The organism is Pandoraea vervacti, from assembly GCF_000934605.2.
Taxonomy (GTDB): domain Bacteria; phylum Pseudomonadota; class Gammaproteobacteria; order Burkholderiales; family Burkholderiaceae; genus Pandoraea; species Pandoraea vervacti.
The window spans coordinates 5,417,153-5,438,986 of sequence record NZ_CP010897.2; the positions used below are offsets into that span (position 1 = coordinate 5,417,153).

Sequence of the window (21,834 nt, forward strand, 5' to 3'; positions counted from 1 at the left end):
GCTCAACTCAGCAGGAGTGCGTCGTCGTCGAGTTGCTCGCCACGCGTGCGTTCGAACATCTGCAACAGGTCCGGCACATCCAGCCCCTTGCGGGCGTCGCCTGCCACGTCGAGCACGACCTTGCCCTGGTGCAGCATCACCGTACGCTCGCCGTAATCGAGTGCCTGACGCATGCTGTGCGTGACCATCATCGCCGTGAGCTTGCTCTCCTCGACGATGCGCGCCGTCAACTCCAGCACGAACGACGCCGTCTTCGGATCGAGCGCCGCCGTATGCTCGTCGAGCAGCAGAATGCGCGACGGTTGCAACGACGCCATGAGCAAACTCACCGCCTGACGCTGACCGCCCGAGAGCAGGCCGATACGGTCTGACAGACGGTTCTCCAGCCCAAGATTGAGCAGGCTCAGCTTCTCGCGAAAACGCTCGCGCAGTTCCTTGTTCAGCGCGAAACGGAAGCTGCGGCGCTCGCCGCGTTTGACCGCCAGCGCCATGTTCTCCTCGATCGTCAACGCTTCGCAGGTGCCCGCCATCGGATCCTGGAACACACGCGCGACCTGATTGGCACGCTGCCACGCGGTCTTCTTCGTCACGTCGTTGCCGTCGATGGAAATCGTGCCCGAGTCGACCGACAGGTCACCGCTAATGGCGTTCAAGAACGTCGATTTTCCCGCGCCATTCGAGCCGATCACGGTCACGAACTGGCCCGTCGGGATGTCCAGCGACATGCCGCGCAGGGCACGATTCTCGATGGGCGTGCCCGGGTTGAAAGTGATTTTGAGGTCTTTTGCGCTCAACATGATCAGGCACCTCCGTTCTTGCGGGCGAACAGCTTGCGTCGGGTCGCAGGCAGCACGAGTGCCACTGCCACGAGCAATGCCGTCACCAGATTGAGGTCCTGCGCCTTCAGACCGATGAAATCGCTATTGAGCGCAAGCGCGATGAAGAAGCGGTACAGCACCGCACCGATCACCACGGCCAGCGTCGTGAGAATGAGGCGTCGCGCCGGCAGGATCGTCTCGCCGATGATGACCGCCGCCAGACCGATCACGATGGTACCGATACCCATCGAGATGTCGGCGCCTCCCTGCGACTGTGCGAACAATGCGCCAGCGAGCGCCACCAGCGCGTTGGACAGCGCCATGCCCGCCAGAATCTCACGACCGGTATTCACGCCCTGCGCACGTGCCATGCGCGGGTTCGCCCCGGTCGAGCGCATGGCGAGACCTTGCTGCGACGAGAAGAAGTAATCGAGACCGAGCTTCGCCACGACGACCACCACCAGCAACATCAGCGGACGCAGCACATAATCCGGCAGCCACGCCGGCGCATTCTCCGGCAGGAGCATCGTGAAGACGGTGGGCGACGTGATCAGCGGCACGTTCGGTGCGCCCATCACGCGCAGGTTCACCGAGTAGAGCGCGATCATCATCAGGATACTGGCAAGCAGATCCATGATCTTCAGACGCACGTTCAGCCACCCGGTAATGAACCCCGCCACCGCACCGGCAGCCATGGCAGCGAGTGTCGCCGCAAACGGATTGGCGCCGTTCGCGATCAGAATGGCCGCGGTGGCGCCACCCAGCGCGAAACTGCCGTCGACGGTCAGGTCGGGAAAATTGAGGATGCGAAAGGAGATCAGCACCCCGAGCGCCACGAGGCTGAAGATCAGGCCGATCTCCAGTGCGCCCATCAGAGAGAAAAAGGACATGTTCGTAATTCCACTGCGCAAGTCGGCCCATGCCGGGTTTCGGCATCGGCGCCCGCACGGCCGAGTCGGCCAGTTCAGGTCATAACCGGTCGTTGTACAACCGCGTTTCCGGGGGGAGCCATCTCGCCCGTTCGATAGGAAAAGAGCGGCGGGGACAGATCGTGTCCGGGCGCCGCCCTATCGCTTGCCGGCGAAGCGAGCGTCGCCCGCTTCACCCGCATCGCACACATGATTCGCGTGCTGGCTTCTCGTTACTCTTTGATGACCGTCTTGGCTTCCTTCACCAGATCGTCCGACAGCTTCACGCCTTGCTTGGCGGCAGCGGCCGTGTTGACGAACAGTTCCAGATTCGAGCTGGTCTGCGAAGCAATGGCGCCCGGCTTCTCACCCTTGAGGATGCGGCCGACCACCTTGCCGGTCTGACGGCCAAGGTCGTAGTAGTTGATGCCCAGCGCCGCGATGGCGCCGCGCTTCACACTGTCCGTATCCGAGGCGACCAGCGGGATCTTGCGATCGTTGGCCACCTTGACCAGCGACTCGTACGCCGACACGACGTTGTTGTCCGTGTTGGTGTAGATCACGTCGACCTTGCCAACCAGGCTGTTGGCTGCCGAGCTGATGTCGACGGTGCGCGGCGCGGCGGCGGTCTGGAGCTTCAGGCCGGCGGCCGGCAGCAGCTTCTCGAGTTCCTTGACGACCACGACCGAGTTGGCTTCACCCGGGTTGTACACCATGCCCACGGTCTTTGCGTTCGGCACGACACGCTTGATGAGTGCCACCTGCTTGTCCAGCGGCAGCTTGTCCGACACGCCCGTGACGTTGGTGCCCGAGGCGTCCCAGCTCTTGACCAGTTGCGCGGCGACCGGATCGGTCACGCCCGAGTACACGAGCGGCACCGACTTGGTCGCGGCGGCCACGGCTTGTGCCGTCGGGGTCGCGATACCGATGATCGCGTCCGGCTTGTCGCCGACGAACTTGCGCGCGATCTGCGCAGCGGTCCCCGTGTTGCCCTGGGCGCTCTGATATTCCCACTTGAGGTTCTTGCCGACCTCGTAGCCTTCTGCCTTGAGTTCGTCGCGTGCGCCATCGCGGATGGCATCGAGTGCCGGGTGCTCCACGATCGCCACCACCGCCACCGACTTCGTATCCGCCGCGAATGCCGCGCCGGTCGTCCCCAACAACGTTGCGGCCACCGCGCACAACAGGGTGCGCTTGGCGTATTTGCCCATCGTCGACATCGAAACTCCTCCAGGAATGTTGCTTAATAGGTGTAATTAGGTGTGAGCAGGTGCGATTGGTGCGCCAGCCCGGGTCTCAGCGGGCGTTCTTTGGATGCACACAAAGCGTGCACCTGCGCGTGGGGCACAGTCTACCCACATCCCCGTCGGCGAACAACGGTTGCCAACGCAACTTCCGCCGAGGCCCGCCGAACATCGGATTGCGCCCAAAGGCTGGCAGATTGATGCGGCAATCGGAAAAAAAATAGTCGATTCGGTCTTCATTGCGGCGAACCGCGCACGTTCATGCGTGGCGTTCAACCCATGAGATTCATCAAAAACTGAAATAATCATTTGTTATTCGCCCCGAATGAGCGTTTTTTGCACAACAAATGGGGCGATCGGCGTCCCATTTTTCACGCGGGTACAGGCGCGAATAGCGAATGCAATTCGGAAATCGAACCGGTGATGATGGTGCATGCAACGGCGTACATGCCGGGTGTCGTCGCACCGTCAGCGGACGACGAGATGTCCGTCAGAGAGGATCAGGGACCTATCGGGGGGCAATCACGAAACGTGATGGAGCGCTATGGCGCGTTATGGCTCTCGTCGAGCCCGAGGGCGGCGACTTCGCTGCGCGAGAGGCGGCGGATTTCCACCTTGGCGTGCCCGGCGCGCACGAAATCGAGTTGTTTGGCCGCGCCAAAGGACAGATCGATGATGCGATTGCGCGTGTAGGGACCCCGGTCGTTGATCTTCACCACGACGCTCTTGTTGTTGTTGATGTTGCGCACCAGCGCGAAGCTGCCCAGCGGCAACGTGGGATGCGCGGCCGTCGGCTCGTTCATGTCGAACGCTTCGCCGGTGGCGGTGCGCCGGCCATGGAAGTTCTTGCCGTACCACGAGGCCATGCCGGTCTGGAAGAAGGTACCCGCGTCGGCGCGCAAGCGCGCTTCACCGTCGCGTTCCGGGGCATCCGGATCGCCGGGATTGAGGCCTTCATTGCGGAAGGAGCGGCCCGGCCATTGCAGATCGAAACTGGATCCGACCGGCGAATTGGCCTCGCGCGCACGGGCGCGCGCGCCTGTCGCCGAAGTGGCGGCAGCCGTCTGGCTGGGGGGTTCGAGCGGCGTTGTGCAGGCTGTCAACGTCAGGGCGAGGGCGCAGCAGACCGCGAACCGTGTGAGCATGTCGCGTGTTCGCATAGCCTGCAAGTCTAACACGACGCCAAAGTCCACCTATCAGCGAGCGTTCACTTACGTGCCAGGACTTGATTACAAAGCGTTACCCCGCTTTAGGGGCTGGCGTCCAACGAGCGTTTGCCGAAAGCGTGCGCGAATGCGTACGGCAACGCCTGATGCAGCGCTACGGGCGGCGACATGCCGGGCCGAATACAATAGACAAAAATTGCGTCCCCGGTCACTCATGAACGTCACCCTGATTCCTGTTACGCCTTTCCAGCAAAACTGCACCCTCCTCGTATGCGATGCCACGAAGCGCGCTGCCGTGGTCGATCCCGGTGGCGACATCGACCGGATCGCGGGCGAGATCGAACGCCAGGGGGTCACGCTCGAGAAGATTTTCCTCACGCACGGCCATCTGGACCATTGCGGTGGTTCGGGCGCCCTGGCGGCAAAGTACAACGTTCCCATCGAGGGCCCCCACCCCGACGACGCCTTCTGGATCGACCAGCTCGAAGCGCAGAGCGCGCGCTTTGGCTTTCCCAAGCCCGAGCCGTTCACGCCCGATCGGTGGCTGGGAGACGGCGACACCGTCTCGTTCGGCGACGTCACGCTCGACGTCTATCACTGCCCTGGCCACACGCCGGGCCACGTGGTGTTCTTCTCGAAGGACGAACGTCTGGCGAGCGTGGGCGACGTGCTGTTCGCCGGCTCCATCGGCCGCACCGACTTTCCGCGCGGCAACCACGCCGACCTGATCGCATCGATTCGTGACAAACTCTGGCCGCTGGGCGACGACGTCACGTTCATTCCGGGCCACGGACCGGTGTCGACCTTCGGTCAGGAACGTCAGACGAACCCGTACGTCGCCGATGCCGTGCTCGCCCGGAGCGCCTCATGAGCGAGGCGATGTCCCGGACCCCGTCGCGCATCATTCCCGTCGACGAGGAAATTTTCGTCAGTACCGATGTCGAGGCCGACGGCCCGATTCCCGGCCCGCACTCGATGCTCAGCTTTGCCTCGGCCGCTTACACGGCGAACAAGGAGCTGATCGGCACCTTCAGCGCCAATCTCGAATGTCTGCCGGACGCAAAGGGCCATCCGCTCACGATGAAGTGGTGGAAGACGGAGCCGGAGGCGTGGGCCGCCTGCCGTGTCGATCCGGAAGACCCGGCCAAGGCGCTCAAGGCCTACGTAAAGTGGGTGGAGAAGCTGCCCGGCAAGCCGGTGTTCGTCGCGTACCCCGCGGGCTTCGATTTCACGTTCATGTTCTGGTACATGATGCGTTTCGTGGGTCGCTGCCCCTTCTCGTGGTCGGCGCTCGATATCAAGACGCTCGCGTTCGCCATGACCGGCATGCCTTACCGCAAGTGCATCAAACCGCGGCTGCCGCAAGTCTGGCTCGACCCGCTGCCGCACACGCACGTGGCGCTCGATGACGCCCTCGAACAAGGCGCCCTCTTCTGCAACATGCTCGCCGAGTTGCGCGAACAACAGCAGACGCTCTCCGATTTGCCCGGCTGGCGTGGCGCCGGGCTCACGGCCAATGCCGATGCCCCGGTGTTCGGCACGGCGGCAGCCAAAGCCGCGGCAGACGGAATCAACACAGCCGCCGACAGCGCAGCGGATGCCGAATCGCCCGAGACCGGCCCCGGCAAGGACAGCCCGGCACACGGCTGATCCCGAACGACGGCAGACAAAACGACAAGGGCGCGACGTATTCGACGTCGCGCCCCCTTGTCTGCCCCTTGTCTGCCCCTTGTCTGCCCCTTGTCTGCCCTTGTCTCGAGCCGATTCCGCCTCAACCCGATCTCCCGGACCGGCTTACAACACGTCGCTTGCCAACTCAGGCGGACGCGCGATCACGGCCTTCTTGCCGTTCACCACGATCGGCCGTTGCAACAGCTTCGGATGCTTGGCGACTGCGGCGAGCAACGCGTCGTCGCTGAGCGTCGCGTCGGCCAGTCCCAGTTCGGAAAATTCCGTCTCGTTGCTACGGATCATCTCGCGCACCGGCACGCCCAGCAGCTTGTGCAGCGCTTTGAGGTCGGCCAGCGTGGGCGGTGTCTTCAGATATTCGATGATTTGCAGATCGCCACCGGCCGGGGAACCCTCGACCAGCGCCAGCGCTTCGCGCGACTTCGAGCAGCGCGGGTTGTGATACACGGTAATCATGGTCACTCCAATGCGTTCAAAAAGCGTCCGGCAGGAAAGGACGTGCCGATAACCGGACTGCCCCGTCACCGCTGGAACGTGCGCTCCGAGTATGCATGGTATCGTCGGAAGCCGCTACCCACAGACATCCTCGGACATCCTCGGATATCCGCTTCCCCCCTCAGGAGACAGTGACATGGCAGGACGCTTCATCAGCATCAAGTCGCGCGACGGCAAAACCTTTCAGGCCTATCTGGCAACGCCGGACAGCAAGGGCGCAAGCGAAGGCAAAGGGCCCGGACTGGTGTTGTGTCAGGAAATCTTCGGTGTGAACGCCTACATTCGCGAACTGGCCGACCGCTATGCCGAAGAAGGTTACGTCGTGCTTGCGCCAGATCTGTTCTGGCGTATCGAGCCCGGCATCGAACTGGGCTATTCGCCGGGCGACTGGCAGCGTGCATTTGCGTTGTTCCAGAGCTTCGACGTCGATCTGGGCATGGAAGACGTGGGCGCGAGCGTCGACGCGTTGCGCGCGCTACCCGAGTGCGTGGGCGGCGTGGGGGTGGTCGGTTACTGCCTCGGCGGCAAGCTGGCGGCACTATCGGTCACGCGCACGAGCGCAGACGTAGCGATCGGCTATTACGGCGTGGGACTGGAGCAGCATATCGACGAGATCGCCGGCGAGCACGCGCCGCTCGTGCTGCACGTGGCCGAACTCGACAAGTACGCGCCGCCCGAAGTGCGCGACACCCTGACCGAACGACTCGGCAAGCATCCGAGCGTCACTCTGTATACGTACCCGGACGCCGATCACGCCTTCGCACGCCCCGGCGACCACTTCAATCGTGCCGCGACCCAGCTCGCCCATCAGCGCACCATCGGCGCCCTGCGCCGCGTCGTCGGTCCGCACTTCGACTTCGCGTCGCTTTGGGAGACGCATTGCGCTTACGAATTCGCCATTCGCGAAATCGATCCGTTGATGAAGACGATGGTGGCCGAGCCCTACGTCAATCACATCCCCACGATGACTGGCGGCGTCGGGCATCAGCAACTGGCGCACTTCTATCGCAATCACTTCGTCAACAGCAATCCGCCCGACACCCGACTGATTCCCATTTCGCGCACGATCGGCGCGACCCAACTGGTTGACGAACTGCTGTTCTGCTTCACGCATACGACGCCCGTGGACTGGATGTTGCCGGGCGTGGCGCCAACGGGACGCCGCGTCGAGATTCCTCTGGTAGCCATCGTGCGATTCCGGGGCGACAAACTGGAGCACGAACACATATATTGGGATCAGGCGAGCGTGCTCGTGCAGATCGGTTTGCTCGACCCGACAGGATTGCCGGTAGCCGGCGTCGAAACCGCACGCAAATTGCAGGACGAGAATCTGGCGTCCAACACCCTGATGCCGAACTGGTCGTTCGGGACCCGGGCGCAGTAGTCCCGCGCCACCTACCGGACCGGGCGGCGGCGCACGATGCCCCGTCGATCGCACGGTCCGGCCAGAACCAGCCGTCAAAACAAGAAGACGTGTCGCAAACGTTGCGGGAGACCCGTCATGAAGACGCAACTTTCTCCGCGCAGGCATGCCGTCCACGCATCCTGCGCTGGCGCCCGTGCCACGGCGGCGATTGCCGCCGCCACGCTCGGCCTCGTCGGCACCTTGATGGTGAGCGGCTGCGCCAATCCGGACTTCGAGCCCAAAAAACCGCTCCTCCTCAATTTCCCGGCTGGCCAGCCACCGCTCTCGGGGCTGGATCAATACAAGATTGCGGCCGCGCAACGCGTGACCGAGGTCAACGCCCGCCAGATCACGCCGGGCAACCCGCAACCCATGCTGCGCTCGGTCGTGTCGCTCGAATACTGGGTGGATCGCAACGGCAACATCACGGCTGTCGCGCTCTACCGAAGCAACGGCGACCACGAGGCCGAACGCATTGCGATCGCCAGCCTGCGACGTGCCAGCCCATTACCGGCGCCCAGCCGGGCGCTGGTCGACAGCAGCGGCCGCGTGCGCGCCATCGAGACCTGGCTCTTCAACAACGACGGACGATTCCAGTTGCGCAGCGTGGCCGCGCCGCAGATCGACGGGCAGTGATATCGTGAGGGCATCGGCCCGCGTTGGGCGACGGAGACTCCCATGCCGCGATTTGCTGCGAATCTGACCCTGCTCTATCAGGAAGTGCCGTTTCTCGACCGGTTCCGCGAAGCGGCGAGCGATGGCTTCCGGGGCGTCGAATTTCTATTCCCGTACGAGCACCCGGCACAGGAGATCCGCAAGCGGCTGGACGACACGGGCATGACACAAGTCCTCTTCAACGCGCCGGCGGGCGACTGGGCGAGCGGGGAGCGAGGCATTGCGGCACTCCCCGGGAGGCAGGCGCAGTTTCGCGACGGCATCGAACTTGCCCTCGACTACGCCGATGCGCTCGGTTGTCGTCAGTTGCATGTGATGGCCGGTTGTCCCGAGGCCGCAGCGTCGCCTGAACAATGCCGCGCCACGTACCTCGAGAATCTGGCGTATGCGGCCGAGCAGGCAGCGGCTCACGGTGTCACCATCCTGATCGAACCCATCAATCCGCGCGACTTTCCGCGCTATTTCCTCACGCGCCAGGATCAGGCGCACGCCATTCGACAAGCAGTGGGCGCGAGCAATCTGAAGGTTCAGTTCGACGCCTACCACTGCCAGATCGTCGAGGGCGATCTGGCAATGAAATTGCGCCAGTCCATTGCCAACATCGGTCACGTGCAGGTCGCGGGCGTGCCCGCACGTCACGAACCGGATACGGGCGAAGTCAATTACCCCTTCCTGTTTCGCCTGCTCGACGAATTGGGGTATGCCGGATGGGTCGGGTGCGAGTATCGCCCTCAGGGCGCAACGCGCTCGGGGCTGGGGTGGCTCAAACCGTGGCTCAGGGCGACAGCGACCCAATAGCAAAACGAGAAGATGCGACGTGAGCGCGCGTTGCGGAACGGAGTTACGCACACGTGAATCGTTGCCCGAAATTCAATCGGACGTCGAAACAATTCGGCCTTCAAATAGGCGCGCGTCGGAGAAAGGCTTAGGAAAGATGTAGGACGAAGCAGGCAAAAAAAATGGCGGGACACACGGGCCCGCCAAAACCACACGCTACGGGGTTAGCGCGAGGAGACCAGATTCGGAGCACTGTATCGAACCAGCTTGCAAACGACGCCGGGGGACGTCTTTTGCTGATACAGCCGCGCTGTCGCGTTACCGGGGGATAAGCACTTCAGCGTTGAGATGCATTGTGGTGGAAACGTATGGACGGAGGGGTAACAAAGTGTTTCAGGTTGTAACACCTGGCGTGTCACACGGCCCTCTCGAAGCGCTTTCACGCCTTGTGCGGCAAGGACTTCGGACGGGTGATGCCGATCGTCATTTGATTCGTCATCCTGAATAACTCGCCGCACGAAGCATTTCCGAGCGTCAATGCGACCCGCTTCGCCGATGGCCATGCCAACGCGGGGTCGACAATTCAACAGCGACTCCCAGTCGCCCATGGATGCGCTCGCCTTAGTCGGTCCCTGCCCAAACCTCTCCGTGGCTCGCCCCACGCTATCCGGTTGCAGGTCGCCGCCAAGCCCGGCAAGACTTCCCCCGTCTCAAACGTACCGCCCGGCAATGTGCTAACTTCATTCTTTGTGCGTGGCAACAAAGTGAACACAAAGTGAGCAATGGACACCATTGAACGTTTGGGTCGGATACTTTCGCGCGACCGGGTGATTGCGGTCGTGGGCCTGTCGCCCCGGCCTGAGCGGCCGAGTTTCACCACATCGCGCTACATGCAGCAGCACGGGTATCGGATCGTGCCGATCAATCCGCAGGCTACCGACTCCGGCGAGACAATATTGGGCGAGACCGTCTACGCGAGCCTGACCGAGGCTGCCGACGCCCTCCGAGCGGAGGGCGTGCGCATTCAGATGGTCGACTGCTTTCGCCGCAGCGCCGACATTCCGCCGGTCGCCGATGAGGCCGTGGCCATTGGCGCGACGAGTTTGTGGATGCAGTTGGGCATCGAAAACGACGATGCGGCTGCCGTGGCATTGGCTGCGGGGCTCGACGTCGTGATGGACCGGTGCGTCAAGATCGAGCATCAGCGCTGGTTGCTGCAGGGCGGCGGCTTGCCGAAGCCGGTCAACGACCAGTGAAAACATGCAAAGACGGCTAAAGAACGATAAAGAGCAACAAAGGACGATATAGGACGATAAAGGGCAATAAGGCCCCGCTTCGCCACGTCCCGAAACACGAATACACCTTCTTCTCTCGCTAACGATAACCTCCGACGCCGCCATGACCATCGACGCCGATCTGCTCGCCTATTACGACCTGATGGCGCGCAAGTACCCCACTCCCGAAAACGCTACTGCGCCCACCCCGCAGCAGGTCCGGGCGCAATTCGCCACCGTGGCGGTGGAGGCCTTGCGTCCGTTGCCGGCGGGGTTGCGAAGCGAGACGTTCGACATTCCGCTGCCCGGTCGCACTTTGCGCGCGCGACTCTATCGTCCGATCGGTCGCACGGTGCCGCTGGTCGTGTACTTCCACGGCGGGGGTTGGGTCGTGGGGGATGTCGACACGCATGGCACCGTGGCGGCCTTCCTGGCGCAGGACGCCGACGTTGCCGTGTTGAGCGTGGATTACCGGTTGGCGCCGGAGCATCCGTTTCCGGCGCCGGTCGACGATGCCCGTGACGCCCTGGCCTGGGCGGCGGAGCAGCGCGCCCGCCTCGGCCTGAGTCCGGATCGCCTTGGCGTCGCCGGCGACAGTGCCGGTGGCCATCTGGCGGCGCAGGCGGCGGCGTGGTTCAACGACCAGCACCCGGGCATCGTCGGTGCGCAGTTGCTGATCTATCCGGTGGTGCAGTACCGCTTCGACACGCCGAGTTACGAGCGCCTGGCGCACGGCGTTGGCCTCACGCGCGATGAGATGCGTTGGTACTGGAAGGAATTCCTGGCGGGTGTGGAGCCGGCGGCGAACGACGTGCGGGTGAATCTGACGGCGGAGGCGCCGCGTCATCCGTTGCCGAACAGTCTGGTCATCGCAGCGGAGTACGACCCGTTGCATGACGAAGCGGTGGAATATGCGAAGTTCGTCGCACAGACGGGTGCGCGCGCGGAAGTGATCGAGGCGACGGGTTTGACGCACAGCTTTGCGCGGTTGCAGCCGTTCGTGCCGCAAGCGAGGATGGTGATGCACGACGCAGCGCAGCGCCTCAGAGAGTGGCTGGGATGACGGGAGCGAAAGTCAAGAAGTCGACCTGAAGAGAGCGAGGGGGTGAAACCCTGGGCAAAGCAGGCCGGAACAAGGGGGGCGCTTACCGCAGCGACTTTAAGTTGGAGCGGAGGGAAGCGCCCCCCTTGTTTCGGTGTCGTTGCGTTGTGGGAGAACGAGGCGAGCGACGTGGACTACGTGAACGACTCGAACAGACAGCGCTAGCCGACGATCACGTCAGGATCACTTCAGCCATTTATCGACAACCGCCTGATATTCCCCGGTTTTCTGGGCGAGATTGAGCCACTGATCGACGTAGTGCTTGAAGACATCGTCTCCCCGGGGAAGCAGATAGGCCTTCTCGCCGAACTGAAGCGGCTTGTCGGGATTGACCGGGCAGAGGGTGGGGTTGATTTTGTGCTGAAGCAGCGTTTCGGAGGAATCCGTCACCATGACATCGGCTTTCCCGTCGGCGATTTGCTGAAAGATCGTGACGTTATCCGGGTAGATCGTGAGCGAGGCGTTAGGCAGGTACTGGCGGGCGAAGCGTTCGTTGGTGCCGCCCGGGTTGGCGATGGCGCGTGTGCTGGGTTTGTTCAGGTCGGCGAGTGTCTGGTACTTCGCCACGTCCGCGCATCGCACGATGGGCGACTTGCCGTCGATCATGACGACCTTGCTGTAATAGGCGCGAGCGGCGCGATCCAGGGTCACGGAAATGCCGCCGACGGCGATATCGCATTTACCGGCGGTGAAATCGTCCATCAGTCCTTTCCAGGTCGTGGGCACAATCACCGGTTTTACGCCGAGCGACTTGGCGAGCGAGGCGACCAGATCCACGTCGATGCCTTCGAACTGGCTGTCCGGGCGGCGATACGAGTACGGCTTGTAGTCGCCCGTGGCGCAGGCGCGCAGGGTGCCGGACTTCACGATGTCGTCGAGGCGCGAGTGGACCGCAGGCGTGGCGGACTGCGCCAGGGCGACGTTGGCCGAAAAGCCGGTGGCGAGAGTGACGGCGAGCGCCGCCCCCGCCATGAAGGCCGCGCGCGCGGCCGTCTTCATGACTGTCATGCTTGTCTCCGTGTTGTGCTATCGACGTGCTGATGAATGCGTCGTCGGCGCGACCAACGCACCGACGCCCTGTGCCATCTGAGGCGGCACGCGGGACTTCATACTACTGATCGGCCGCGTCCGCGCCAACCCGCGCAAAAATAGCGCCCCGCGCGCGGCCGTCACCCTGATGTCCGACGTTTATGTGCGGCATAACCGCCCGCCACGCGACCACCCCCCGGATACCCGAGTAAAATGGCGGCTTGCCCAAAACCACCCCATCCCGCTGCGACGTGTCCCAAGCTCTGCAAAACGATACTTTCCTGCGCGCCCTGTTGCGCCAGCCGACCGAGTACACGCCGATCTGGCTGATGCGCCAGGCGGGCCGGTACCTGCCCGAATACAACGCCACCCGCGCAAAGGCCGGCAGTTTCCTGGCGCTGGCCAAGAATCCCGCCTATGCCACCGAGGTCACGCTTCAGCCGCTCGAACGCTTTGCGCTCGACGCCGCGATCCTGTTCTCGGACATTCTGACCATTCCCGACGCAATGGGTCTGGGGCTGTCGTTCGAAACCGGCGAAGGCCCGCGCTTCGCGCATCCGCTGCGCACCGAAGACGACGTGCGTCGTCTTCAGGCGCCGGATCTCGACAGCCTGCGCTACGTCTTCGACGCGGTGAGCGAAATCCGTCGCGCGCTCAACGGTCGCGTGCCGCTCATCGGCTTCTCCGGCAGTCCGTGGACGCTCGCCTGCTACATGGTCGAAGGCGCCGGCTCGGCCGACTTCCGCACCGTCAAGACGATGGCGTACGAGCGTCCCGACCTGATGACGCACATCCTCGAGACCAATGCGCGCGCCGTCGCCGCCTATCTCAACGCGCAGATCGAAGCCGGTGCGCAGGCGATCATGGTGTTCGACACCTGGGGCGGCGCGCTGGCCGACGGGCTCTACCAACGCTTCTCGCTTGCCTATATGAAGCAGGCGCTGGCCAGCGTGCATCGCGAGTGGGACGGCGTGCGCATTCCGCACATCGTCTTCACCAAGGGCGGCGGTCAGTGGCTTGAAGCCATTGCCGACACCGGCCCGGACGCCATCGGTCTCGACTGGACCGTCGACCTCGCCGCCGCGCGTCGTCGCGTAGGCGATCGTTGTGCACTGCAAGGCAATTTCGATCCGACAGCCCTGTTCGCGGCGCCCGACGCCATCCGCACGGAGGTCCGCCGCCTGCTCGACGCCTACGGTAATGCGCCGGGACACGTCTTTAATCTGGGGCACGGCATCTCGCAATTCACCAACCCGGAACACGTGGCAGCACTCGTGGATGAGGTGCATAGCTACAGTCGAACGCTTCGGCGCGCGGCATAAGCAAGGCAAAGGCACGACAAAAGCAACAATATTTATCGCGCACGTACGCAGCGATGCGGGTTCGCGGGGCATTTCGCCCTGCAAACCCAACCGTCGTTCGACACGGTGAATGTCAAGGGACTAGCGTTCGAATAACCCCTCCAATTTACGGAGTTGTCCCGAAGACTTATGCACAAATTCTCGCTGCGCCGCCGCAAGTGAGAGACGAAGCGGGGGTACCGTCGACGTCATTCATAAGCTATTGATCAAAAAGCATTTTTGAACTGATAAAAGTCAGGACGACGAGCGACGCGAGGACCGTGTGGTGAGGCTCGCGAGCCATAATCCCCACAGTTCTCAACATAGTTATCCACAAGCGATTCGACGTCGGCGGAAAGCCGACTCAAATCCGGGGTTTACCGGCACTTCTCAGGATTCACTTTAAGTTTGACCCGAGCCGACGATCCGTCCGACCTGTCCAACGCATCGAACGACGATGCGCTTTTTCCGGCGACCGAGCCTCGCACCGGTGTGCCCGCCATCGCTCGCGTCGCACTCGACACGCCGCTCCTCACCCTGTTCGACTACCGTCTCGATCAAGCCGCAAGCCTTGGTCAACTGGTGCAGGTTCCGTTCGGACGACGACAGGTCGTGGGCATCGTCTGGGAATTGACGCAGCGCAGCGAAGTCGACCCGAAAAAGCTGCGCGACGTGACGTCCGTGTGGCATGAATTGCCCCCGCTCGCCGACGACTGGCGCGACCTGATGCAGTTCGCGGCGCGCTATTACCAGCGCGGTATCGGGGAAGTCGCGCTCCCCGCGCTTCCCGCACACCTGCGCACGCCGATGCGGTGGCCGCGCCTGCTTGCCGAGCGCGGTGTACAGCGCTACCGCATCGCACAGGGCGCGCTCAGCACGCTGATGGACAATGTCCCGTCCCGTCTTCGCGCCCAGCGACGATTGGCCGAAGGTCTCGCCCAGGCCGGCACACTCGACGCCGATGAAGCCCGCGCCCTATGCTCGAAAGCGGCCGACGTACTCAAGCAGTGGGCCGCCGCCGGCTGGGTGGTTGTGGAGACGGTGCCGTATCACGAGGCGGTGCTTGAATCCGATGGGGCCGACGAAGGCCACGAAGGTGAGAAGGCGGATGAACCGCGCGCCCCGGCGGCCACGCATGACGCACACGATGGCGTCGAGCGCCCTACCGCTGGGCGCAACGACGCGTTGCCCGCCACACTGGCCGACATACTCGACGACGCCGACGGCGGCACGAAAACACTCACCGCCGGACAGGCCGATGCGGTCGCGGCCATTCACGACGCCCTGATCGCCGCGGGCGCGCGACGTCTCGAACCTGCGCGGGCGAGCGATGCAATGGCCGCCGCGTCCCACGCTTCCGCCGCTCCCGCCACGCCGCCCTCTCCCGCCTGCCCGCCCTTCCTGCTCTACGGCGTGACGGGCAGTGGCAAAACGGAAGTCTATTTGCGTGCGGTGGCCGAAGCGCTGCATGCGCGCGAGTCGGCGCACGCACAAGTGCTCGTGCTCGTGCCGGAAATCAACCTGACGCCGCAACTCGAAGGCGTCTTCCGTGCACGGTTTCCGCGCGAGACACTCGTCACGCTGCACAGCGGCCTGGCCGAGGGTGAGCGCGCCAGACACTGGCTTGCCGCGCATCGCGGCGAGGCGCGCATCGTGCTCGGCACGCGACTGGCCGTCATGGCGTCGTTGCCGCACCTGCGGCTCATCGTCGTCGACGAAGAACACGATCCGTCCTACAAACAGCAGGAAGGCCTGCGATATTCGGCGCGCGATCTGGCGATCTGGCGGGCGAACCGCCTGCGTATCCCGGTCGTGCTCGGCTCGGCCACGCCGTCGCTCGATAGCTGGAATCGCGCTGAACAAGGCCGTTATGTGCGTCTGGCCATGCCGGAGCGCGCAACACCGGACGCCGTGCTGCCGCGCGTGTCGCTCATCGACATGGACATCGAGCGCAAACGTCAGCGCGTCGTGCACGAAGGACTTTCGCAACCGCTTCTCGCAGCCATCCGTGCGCGCCTCGAAGCCGGTGAGCAGAGCCTGCTGTTTTTGAATCGTCGTGGCTACGCCCCGGTGCTCAACTGCGACGCCTGCGGCTGGATCAGCGACTGCCGCCGGTGCAGCGCGCACATGGTGCTGCACAAGCCCGAGCGACGCCTGCGCTGCCACCACTGCGGCGCCGAATCGCGCATTCCGCACGCCTGCCCCGACTGCGGCAACCTCGATCTCGCCCCGCTTGGGCGTGGCACGCAGCGTATCGAAGAGGCGCTCGCCGAACACTTCCCCGACGCGCGGCTCGCCCGCATCGACGCCGACAGCACGCGCCGTAAAGGCAGCGCGCAGGCGTTGTTCGCGCAGGTACACGCCGGCGAGGTCGACATCCTCATCGGGACGCAGATGGTGGCCAAGGGGCATGACTTCCGAAATGTCACGCTCGTCGGCGTGGTGAACGCCGACAGCGCCCTCTTCTCGCATGACTTCCGGGCGGCCGAACGCCTCTTCGCCCAACTGATGCAGGTCGCGGGCCGCGCCGGACGTGCCGCCCGTGCCGATGGCCCCGGCGACGTGCTGATCCAGACACGCTACGCATCGCATCCGCTGTTCGCGTCGCTCATGCGCCACGACTACGCGGGCTTCGCAGCCCAGCAACTCGAAGAGCGGCGTGTGGCATTGTTGCCGCCATACACACATCAGGCGTTGCTTCGCGCCGAAGCCCGCAAGCTTGACGACGCCATGACGTTCCTGCGGCAGGCCCGCGAAATCGCCGCCGAACCGGCGTTGCACGACCCGCGCATCTCCCTGTGGGACCCCGTTCCCATGACGATGGTGCGCATCGCGGGGACGGACCGGGCTCAACTCGTCGTCGAGAGTCCGCATCGCGGCGCGCTTCAGCGCTTTCTCACCCAATGGATGAGCGAACTTCGCGCGCTTAAGGCGCCCGTGCGCTGGCATCTGGAAGTCGATCCACTCGAAATATGAACCCGTGTGGGCGGCAGCGTCGCCAAACCGCTTGATATCTCGCTTGCCTCGCTCAAGAAGGACTTCGGCCCGAGCGTAGAACTCGTTGCCGCGCATCAGTTCGGGCAACGAATCGCGCGGGCGTGACGCAGCCGCTGCAATCCTTGTGGAATCCGGCCGGCTATATGCGCAACGGTGTCGAATCCGTGCGTGTGGTAGCGGCATAAGGCGGGGGAACGATCATGAATCATCCGAAATTCACGCGCTGCAAAACGCTCGCGTTCGTGCTCGGGCTGTCGGGCACCCTCGCCGCTGTGCTGGCCTACGCCCTCGACATGACTTACGGGACCGACCCGAAGTAAAGGGACGCCGGGAGGAATATCGGAAGGAATGCCGGGAGTGATACCGACGGTGCAACCGCATTTTTGACTCTGGTTGCACCTCTTTTGAAACCCGGTTACGATGCCGCACAATTCACCCGCTATGGGTGTCACGTTTCGCGTCATCGGATAACCTTCTCATGGCTAACACCACTCTCGGCGTCAAAGTCGACGACGTCCTGCGCACCCGGCTCAAGACGGCCGCCCAGCAAATCGAGCGCACTCCGCACTGGCTCATCAAACAGGCGATCTTTGCCTACCTGGAGCGCATCGAGAGCGGCGCACTGCCGCCGGAACTGAGCGGTGCAACCCAGTCGGGCACCGAGGTCATCGATGGCCATGCCAGCGACGACACCGTCCCGCATCCGTTCCTCGAATTCGCGCAGAACGTGCAACCGCAATCGGTGCTGCGCGCTGCAATCACGGCCGCGTACCGTCGTCCCGAGCCGGAATGCGTGCCGGTGCTTCTCGGCCAGGCCAAGCTGGCCCCGGCCACGGCCACGCAAGCCTCCGATCTGGCGCGCAAGCTCGTCGTCGCGCTGCGCGGCAAGAGCACCGGCGGTGGCGTGGAAGGCCTGATCCACGAATTCTCGCTGTCGAGCCAGGAAGGCGTGGCGCTGATGTGTCTGGCCGAAGCGCTGCTGCGCATTCCCGACAAGGCCACGCGTGACGCCCTGATCCGCGACAAGATCAGCAAGGGCGACTGGCACGCGCACATGGGCAATTCGCCGTCGATGTTCGTCAATGCCGCCACCTGGGGCCTGATGATCACCGGCAAGCTCGTCACGACGACCAGCGAAGCCGGCCTCACCAAGGCGCTGACCCGCCTGATTGGCCGTGGCGGCGAACCGCTCATCCGCAAGGGCGTGGACATCGCCATGCGTCTGATGGGGGAACAGTTCGTCACCGGCGAGACCATTTCCGAAGCACTGGCCAACAGCCGCAAGTACGAAGCGCAGGGCTTCCGCTACTCGTACGACATGCTCGGCGAGGCCGCGACGACCGAAGAAGACGCCCAGCGTTACTACGCAAGCTACGAACAAGCCATTCATGCCATCGGCAAGGCTTCGGCCGGACGCGGCATCTACGAAGGCCCGGGCATCTCGATCAAGCTCTCCGCGCTGCATCCGCGTTATTCACGTAGCCAGTACGAGCGCACCGTCGCCGAATTGCTGCCGCGCGTGCAGGCGCTCGCCAAGCTGGCGCGCACTTACGACATCGGCCTGAATATCGACGCCGAAGAAGCCGACCGCCTCGAAATCTCGCTCGATCTGCTCGAAGCCCTGTGCTTCGATCCGGAACTGGCCGGCTGGAACGGCATCGGCTTCGTGGTGCAGGCGTATCAGAAGCGCTGCCCGTTCGTGATCGACTTCATCATCGATCTGGCGCGCCGCAGCCGTCACCGCATCATGGTGCGACTGGTTAAGGGCGCCTACTGGGATACGGAAATCAAGCGCGCACAGGTCGACGGCCTGGAAGGTTATCCGGTCTACACGCGCAAGATCTATACGGACGTCTCGTATCTCGCCTGCGCGAAAAAGCTGCTCGCGGTGCCGGACGCGATCTATCCGCAGTTCGCCACCCACAACGCCTACACGCTCTCGGCGATCTATCACCTCGCGGGCAACAACTACTATCCCGGCCAGTACGAGTTCCAATGCCTGCACGGCATGGGCGAGCCGCTGTACGAGGAAGTCGTGGGGCCGATCGCCGCCGGCAAGCTGGCGCGGCCGTGCCGCGTCTACGCGCCGGTCGGCACGCATGAAACGCTGCTCGCCTATCTGGTGCGCCGTCTGCTGGAAAACGGGGCCAACACGTCGTTCGTGAACCGCATTGCGGACGAGACCGTCAGCGTCGACGAACTGATCGCCGACCCGGTCTCGGAAGCCGAGAAGGTGCAACCGCTCGGTGCGCCGCACGCCAAGATTCCGCTGCCGCGCGATCTGTATGGCACGTCGCGCGCCAACTCGTCCGGTTTCGATCTCTCGAACGAACACCGCCTCGCCTCGCTGTCGTCCGCCCTGCTCGCGAGCGCGGGTACGCCGTGGCGCGCCGCGCCGATGCTGGCCGACGGCGAGCGCACTACGGGCACGCCCCGTGCCGTGCGCAACCCGGCCGATCTGCGCGACGTGGTCGGTCAGGTCATCGAAGCGACGTCGGCCGACGTGGAGGCCGCGCTGGCGCACGCCGTTGCCGCCGCACCGATCTGGCAAGCCACGCCGGTCGAGGCGCGCGCCGACTGCCTGATGCGCTCTGCCGACCTGCTCGAAGCGCATATGCCCACGCTCATGGGCCTGTGCGTTCGTGAAGCGGGCAAATCGCTGCCCAACGCCGTGGCCGAGGTGCGCGAAGCCGTCGACTTCCTGCGCTACTACGCCGCGCAGATTCGCCAGGGCTTCTCGAACGACACGCACCGCCCGCTCGGTCCGGTGCTGTGCATCAGCCCGTGGAACTTCCCGCTCGCGATTTTCGTCGGTCAGGTCGCCGCCGCACTGGCTGCCGGCAACCCGGTCATCGCCAAACCGGCAGAGCAAACGCCGCTCATCGCCACCGAAGCCGTGCGTCTGATGCAAGCCGCCGGGATTCCGGCCGGTGCGCTGCAATTGCTCCCGGGTACGGGCGAGACGGTCGGCGCGGCGCTGGTCGCCGACGCGCGCACCAAGGCGGTCATGTTCACCGGTTCGACCGAAGTCGCCCGCATCATTGCGCGTACGCTGGCCGACCGGCTGGACGCCAACGGGCGTCCGATTCCGCTCATCGCCGAGACCGGCGGTCAGAACGCCATGATCGTCGACTCGTCGGCGCTGCCCGAACAGGTCGTGTACGACGTACTCGCGTCGGCCTTCGATTCCGCCGGTCAGCGTTGCTCGGCACTGCGCGTGTTGTGCCTGCAGGACGATATCGCCGACAAGACGCTGCACATGCTCAAGGGCGCGATGCAGGAACTCGCCATCGGCAACCCGGATCGGTTGTCCATCGACGTCGGCCCGGTCATCGACGCCGAAGCGCAGAACGGCATCAATCGTCACATCGAGCAAATGCGCGGCAAGGGCTTCCCGGTGGAGCAACTCACGCTGCCGGACGCCGCCCGTCACGGCACCTTCGTGCCGCCGACGCTCATCGAACTGACGGACCTGAAGGCGCTGCAACGCGAAGTGTTCGGCCCGGTGCTGCACGTGATCCGCTTCAAGCGCGCGCAGCTCGACAAGCTGCTCGATCAGATCAACGGCACCGGCTATGGCCTGACGTTCGGTGTGCATACGCGTATCGACGAGACCATCGCTTACGTGACGGAGCGGGCGCATGTCGGTAACGTCTACGTGAATCGGAACGTGATCGGCGCCGTGGTCGGCGTGCAGCCGTTCGGCGGGGAGGGTCTGTCTGGGACGGGTCCGAAAGCGGGGGGGCCGATGTATCTGCCGCGCCTGCTCGCGACGCGTCCGGCGGCGCTGGCGCCGGAACTCAATCGCAACGAGGCGGCACTCTCGCCGCTCGCGAACTATCGCGACTGGCTGCGCCAGCAACCGGATAGCGCCGCCGCGATCGATCGCGTCGACCGGTATCTGGCGACATCCGCCCTCGATGCGACGGCAGTGCTGCCCGGCCCGACCGGCGAGCGCAACACTTACGGTCTCGAGCCGCGCGGCCCGGTGCTGTGCGTAGCGGCCTCGACCCTCGGCGCGCGCACGCAACTGGCTGCGGTGCTGGCCACCGGCAACAATGCCGTCTTCATGGATAGCGTCGCCGCGCGTGATCTGGTGGGCGCGTTGCCCGCGTCGCTCAAGGGTCGCGCCACGGTCCTCGCTGCAGGTGTGGACGCGGCCGCCGAGCCGTCGCTCGCTGCGGTGCTGTTCGAGGGCGACAGCGACGAGTTGCGTGCCCTGAACCGCCGCATTGCCACGCGCAACGGCCCGATCCTGTCGATGCAGGGCCTCTCGCCCGAAGCGTTGGCGGCCGGTGACGACTATGCGCTGGAGCGTCTGCTGTGCGAGCGCTCGGTGTCCGTCAATACGGCGGCAGCCGGCGGTAACGCCAACCTCATGACCATCGGCTGATTCGCGATTCGAGGTCATTCGCCGGGTTTGGCGACGTTTCCTCCCGGAATCGTCCTAAATCCGGCGGTCCCGTAGCACACGCTTCGAGGCGCATATTGCGATGGCGACGGCGCCTCCTCGGCCGAAGCGCCGAGCGCCATCGTCTCTCCTCCCTGCCCCCTCTCTGCGCTTCTCTCTCGCCCTCTCTCCTGGTTCGCTCCACGCGTCTCCCGCTCGCGCCCTTGCCGCGCTTGGACGTTGTCCGCCCCTTCAGGTGAGCGGCTCGCCTCACGTCCCGCGCGCGTTCAAGGCGTGTTAGGGACGTGTTAGGGGCGTGTTCAGCGCACATTGCGACACCTGCGCAGCATTTCTCCAATCGCCGATCCGCTGCCGCACCGCTAAATGCGTACATGCGCAATTTGAGCGATTTCGGAGTATCTTCGCGCCCTCCCCCGACATATAACGCGTCTCACCGTCATAGAGCGGTTAACCCGCGCCGGCGACATGCATCGCTGGCCATCGCGGACGTCTGCACGCGTTGCA

General features: G+C 64.2%; 15 protein-coding genes and 2 pseudogenes. 11 read left to right on the plus strand and 6 right to left on the minus strand.

Translation table 11 applies throughout. The features are described 5' to 3' along the window. Positions 1 to 2: 2 nt before the first annotated feature. The 4 genes from UC34_RS23665 to UC34_RS23680 form a co-directional block, all read right to left on the minus strand. Positions 3 to 797, minus strand: coding sequence for an ABC transporter ATP-binding protein (locus tag UC34_RS23665; RefSeq protein WP_044457420.1), 795 nt, complete (start codon positions 795 to 797; stop codon positions 3 to 5). A gap of 2 nt (positions 798 to 799) precedes the next feature. Further along, positions 800 to 1,708 carry an ABC transporter permease gene (locus UC34_RS23670; RefSeq protein WP_044457421.1) on the minus strand — a complete coding sequence of 303 codons (909 nt, stop codon included), beginning with the start codon at positions 1,706 to 1,708 and terminating at the stop codon, positions 800 to 802. 251 nt (positions 1,709 to 1,959) lie between these two features. Then, complete coding sequence (locus tag UC34_RS23675; RefSeq protein WP_044457422.1) at positions 1,960 to 2,946, minus strand: ABC transporter substrate-binding protein; 987 nt, start codon at positions 2,944 to 2,946, stop codon at positions 1,960 to 1,962. Positions 2,947 to 3,512: 566 nt separating this feature from the next. Beyond that, positions 3,513 to 4,115 carry a septal ring lytic transglycosylase RlpA family protein gene (locus tag UC34_RS23680; RefSeq protein WP_052811212.1) on the minus strand — a complete coding sequence of 201 codons (603 nt, stop codon included), beginning with the start codon at positions 4,113 to 4,115 and terminating at the stop codon, positions 3,513 to 3,515. A gap of 235 nt (positions 4,116 to 4,350) precedes the next feature. Here UC34_RS23680 and UC34_RS23685 point away from each other — a divergent pair, with 235 nt between their 5' ends. Both UC34_RS23685 and UC34_RS23690 read left to right on the plus strand, forming a co-directional pair. Further along, positions 4,351 to 5,007, plus strand: coding sequence for an MBL fold metallo-hydrolase (locus UC34_RS23685; RefSeq protein ID WP_044457423.1), 657 nt, complete (start codon positions 4,351 to 4,353; stop codon positions 5,005 to 5,007). Positions 5,008 to 5,015: 8 nt separating this feature from the next. Further along, a pseudogene (locus UC34_RS23690) lies at positions 5,016 to 5,666 on the plus strand (3'-5' exonuclease family protein); the annotation flags it as partial. 264 nt (positions 5,667 to 5,930) lie between these two features. Here UC34_RS23690 and arsC read toward each other — a convergent pair. Continuing rightward, complete coding sequence (arsC, locus tag UC34_RS23695) at positions 5,931 to 6,281, minus strand: arsenate reductase (glutaredoxin) (protein ID WP_044457424.1); 351 nt, start codon at positions 6,279 to 6,281, stop codon at positions 5,931 to 5,933. A gap of 175 nt (positions 6,282 to 6,456) precedes the next feature. Between arsC and UC34_RS23700 the strand changes: the two genes are divergently transcribed. The 5 genes from UC34_RS23700 (at position 6,457) to UC34_RS23720 (ending at position 11,514) form a co-directional block, all read left to right on the plus strand. Continuing rightward, positions 6,457 to 7,704: a dienelactone hydrolase family protein gene (locus UC34_RS23700; RefSeq protein WP_044457425.1), complete on the plus strand. Its 1,248-nt coding sequence runs from the start codon at positions 6,457 to 6,459 to the stop codon at positions 7,702 to 7,704. 117 nt (positions 7,705 to 7,821) lie between these two features. Further along, positions 7,822 to 8,361: an energy transducer TonB family protein gene (locus tag UC34_RS25535; protein WP_044457426.1), complete on the plus strand. Its 540-nt coding sequence runs from the start codon at positions 7,822 to 7,824 to the stop codon at positions 8,359 to 8,361. Positions 8,362 to 8,403: 42 nt separating this feature from the next. Beyond that, a complete protein-coding gene (otnI, locus tag UC34_RS23710; RefSeq protein ID WP_044457427.1) occupies positions 8,404 to 9,198 on the plus strand; it encodes a 2-oxo-tetronate isomerase in 795 nt (264 codons plus the stop codon). Between the two features lie 761 nt (positions 9,199 to 9,959). Beyond that, positions 9,960 to 10,433 (plus strand): CoA-binding protein, encoded by a 474-nt coding sequence (locus UC34_RS23715; RefSeq protein ID WP_044457428.1) that lies wholly within the window; start codon positions 9,960 to 9,962, stop codon positions 10,431 to 10,433. Positions 10,434 to 10,575: 142 nt separating this feature from the next. Continuing rightward, complete coding sequence (locus UC34_RS23720; protein ID WP_044457429.1) at positions 10,576 to 11,514, plus strand: alpha/beta hydrolase; 939 nt, start codon at positions 10,576 to 10,578, stop codon at positions 11,512 to 11,514. Between the two features lie 222 nt (positions 11,515 to 11,736). Here the strand turns inward: UC34_RS23720 and UC34_RS23725 are convergent, their stop codons facing one another. Continuing rightward, the gene (locus UC34_RS23725) at positions 11,737 to 12,552 is read right to left on the minus strand and encodes a transporter substrate-binding domain-containing protein (RefSeq protein WP_044458611.1); all 816 of its coding nucleotides are present in this window, start codon (positions 12,550 to 12,552) and stop codon (positions 11,737 to 11,739) included. Positions 12,553 to 12,833: 281 nt separating this feature from the next. Between UC34_RS23725 and hemE the strand changes: the two genes are divergently transcribed. From hemE to putA, 4 genes and pseudogenes are all read left to right on the plus strand, one after another. Further along, positions 12,834 to 13,904, plus strand: coding sequence for a uroporphyrinogen decarboxylase (gene hemE, locus UC34_RS23730; protein WP_044457430.1), 1,071 nt, complete (start codon positions 12,834 to 12,836; stop codon positions 13,902 to 13,904). 426 nt (positions 13,905 to 14,330) lie between these two features. Further along, positions 14,331 to 16,898: a primosomal protein N' gene (locus UC34_RS23735; protein WP_063389864.1), complete on the plus strand. Its 2,568-nt coding sequence runs from the start codon at positions 14,331 to 14,333 to the stop codon at positions 16,896 to 16,898. Positions 16,899 to 16,990: 92 nt separating this feature from the next. Beyond that, positions 16,991 to 17,104: pseudogene (locus UC34_RS25950) on the plus strand (oxidoreductase, molybdopterin binding protein); the annotation flags it as partial. A 293-nt stretch (positions 17,105 to 17,397) separates the two neighbouring features. Further along, positions 17,398 to 21,312 carry a trifunctional transcriptional regulator/proline dehydrogenase/L-glutamate gamma-semialdehyde dehydrogenase gene (putA, locus tag UC34_RS23740; RefSeq protein ID WP_044457431.1) on the plus strand — a complete coding sequence of 1,305 codons (3,915 nt, stop codon included), beginning with the start codon at positions 17,398 to 17,400 and terminating at the stop codon, positions 21,310 to 21,312. Positions 21,313 to 21,834: the final 522 nt, after the last annotated feature.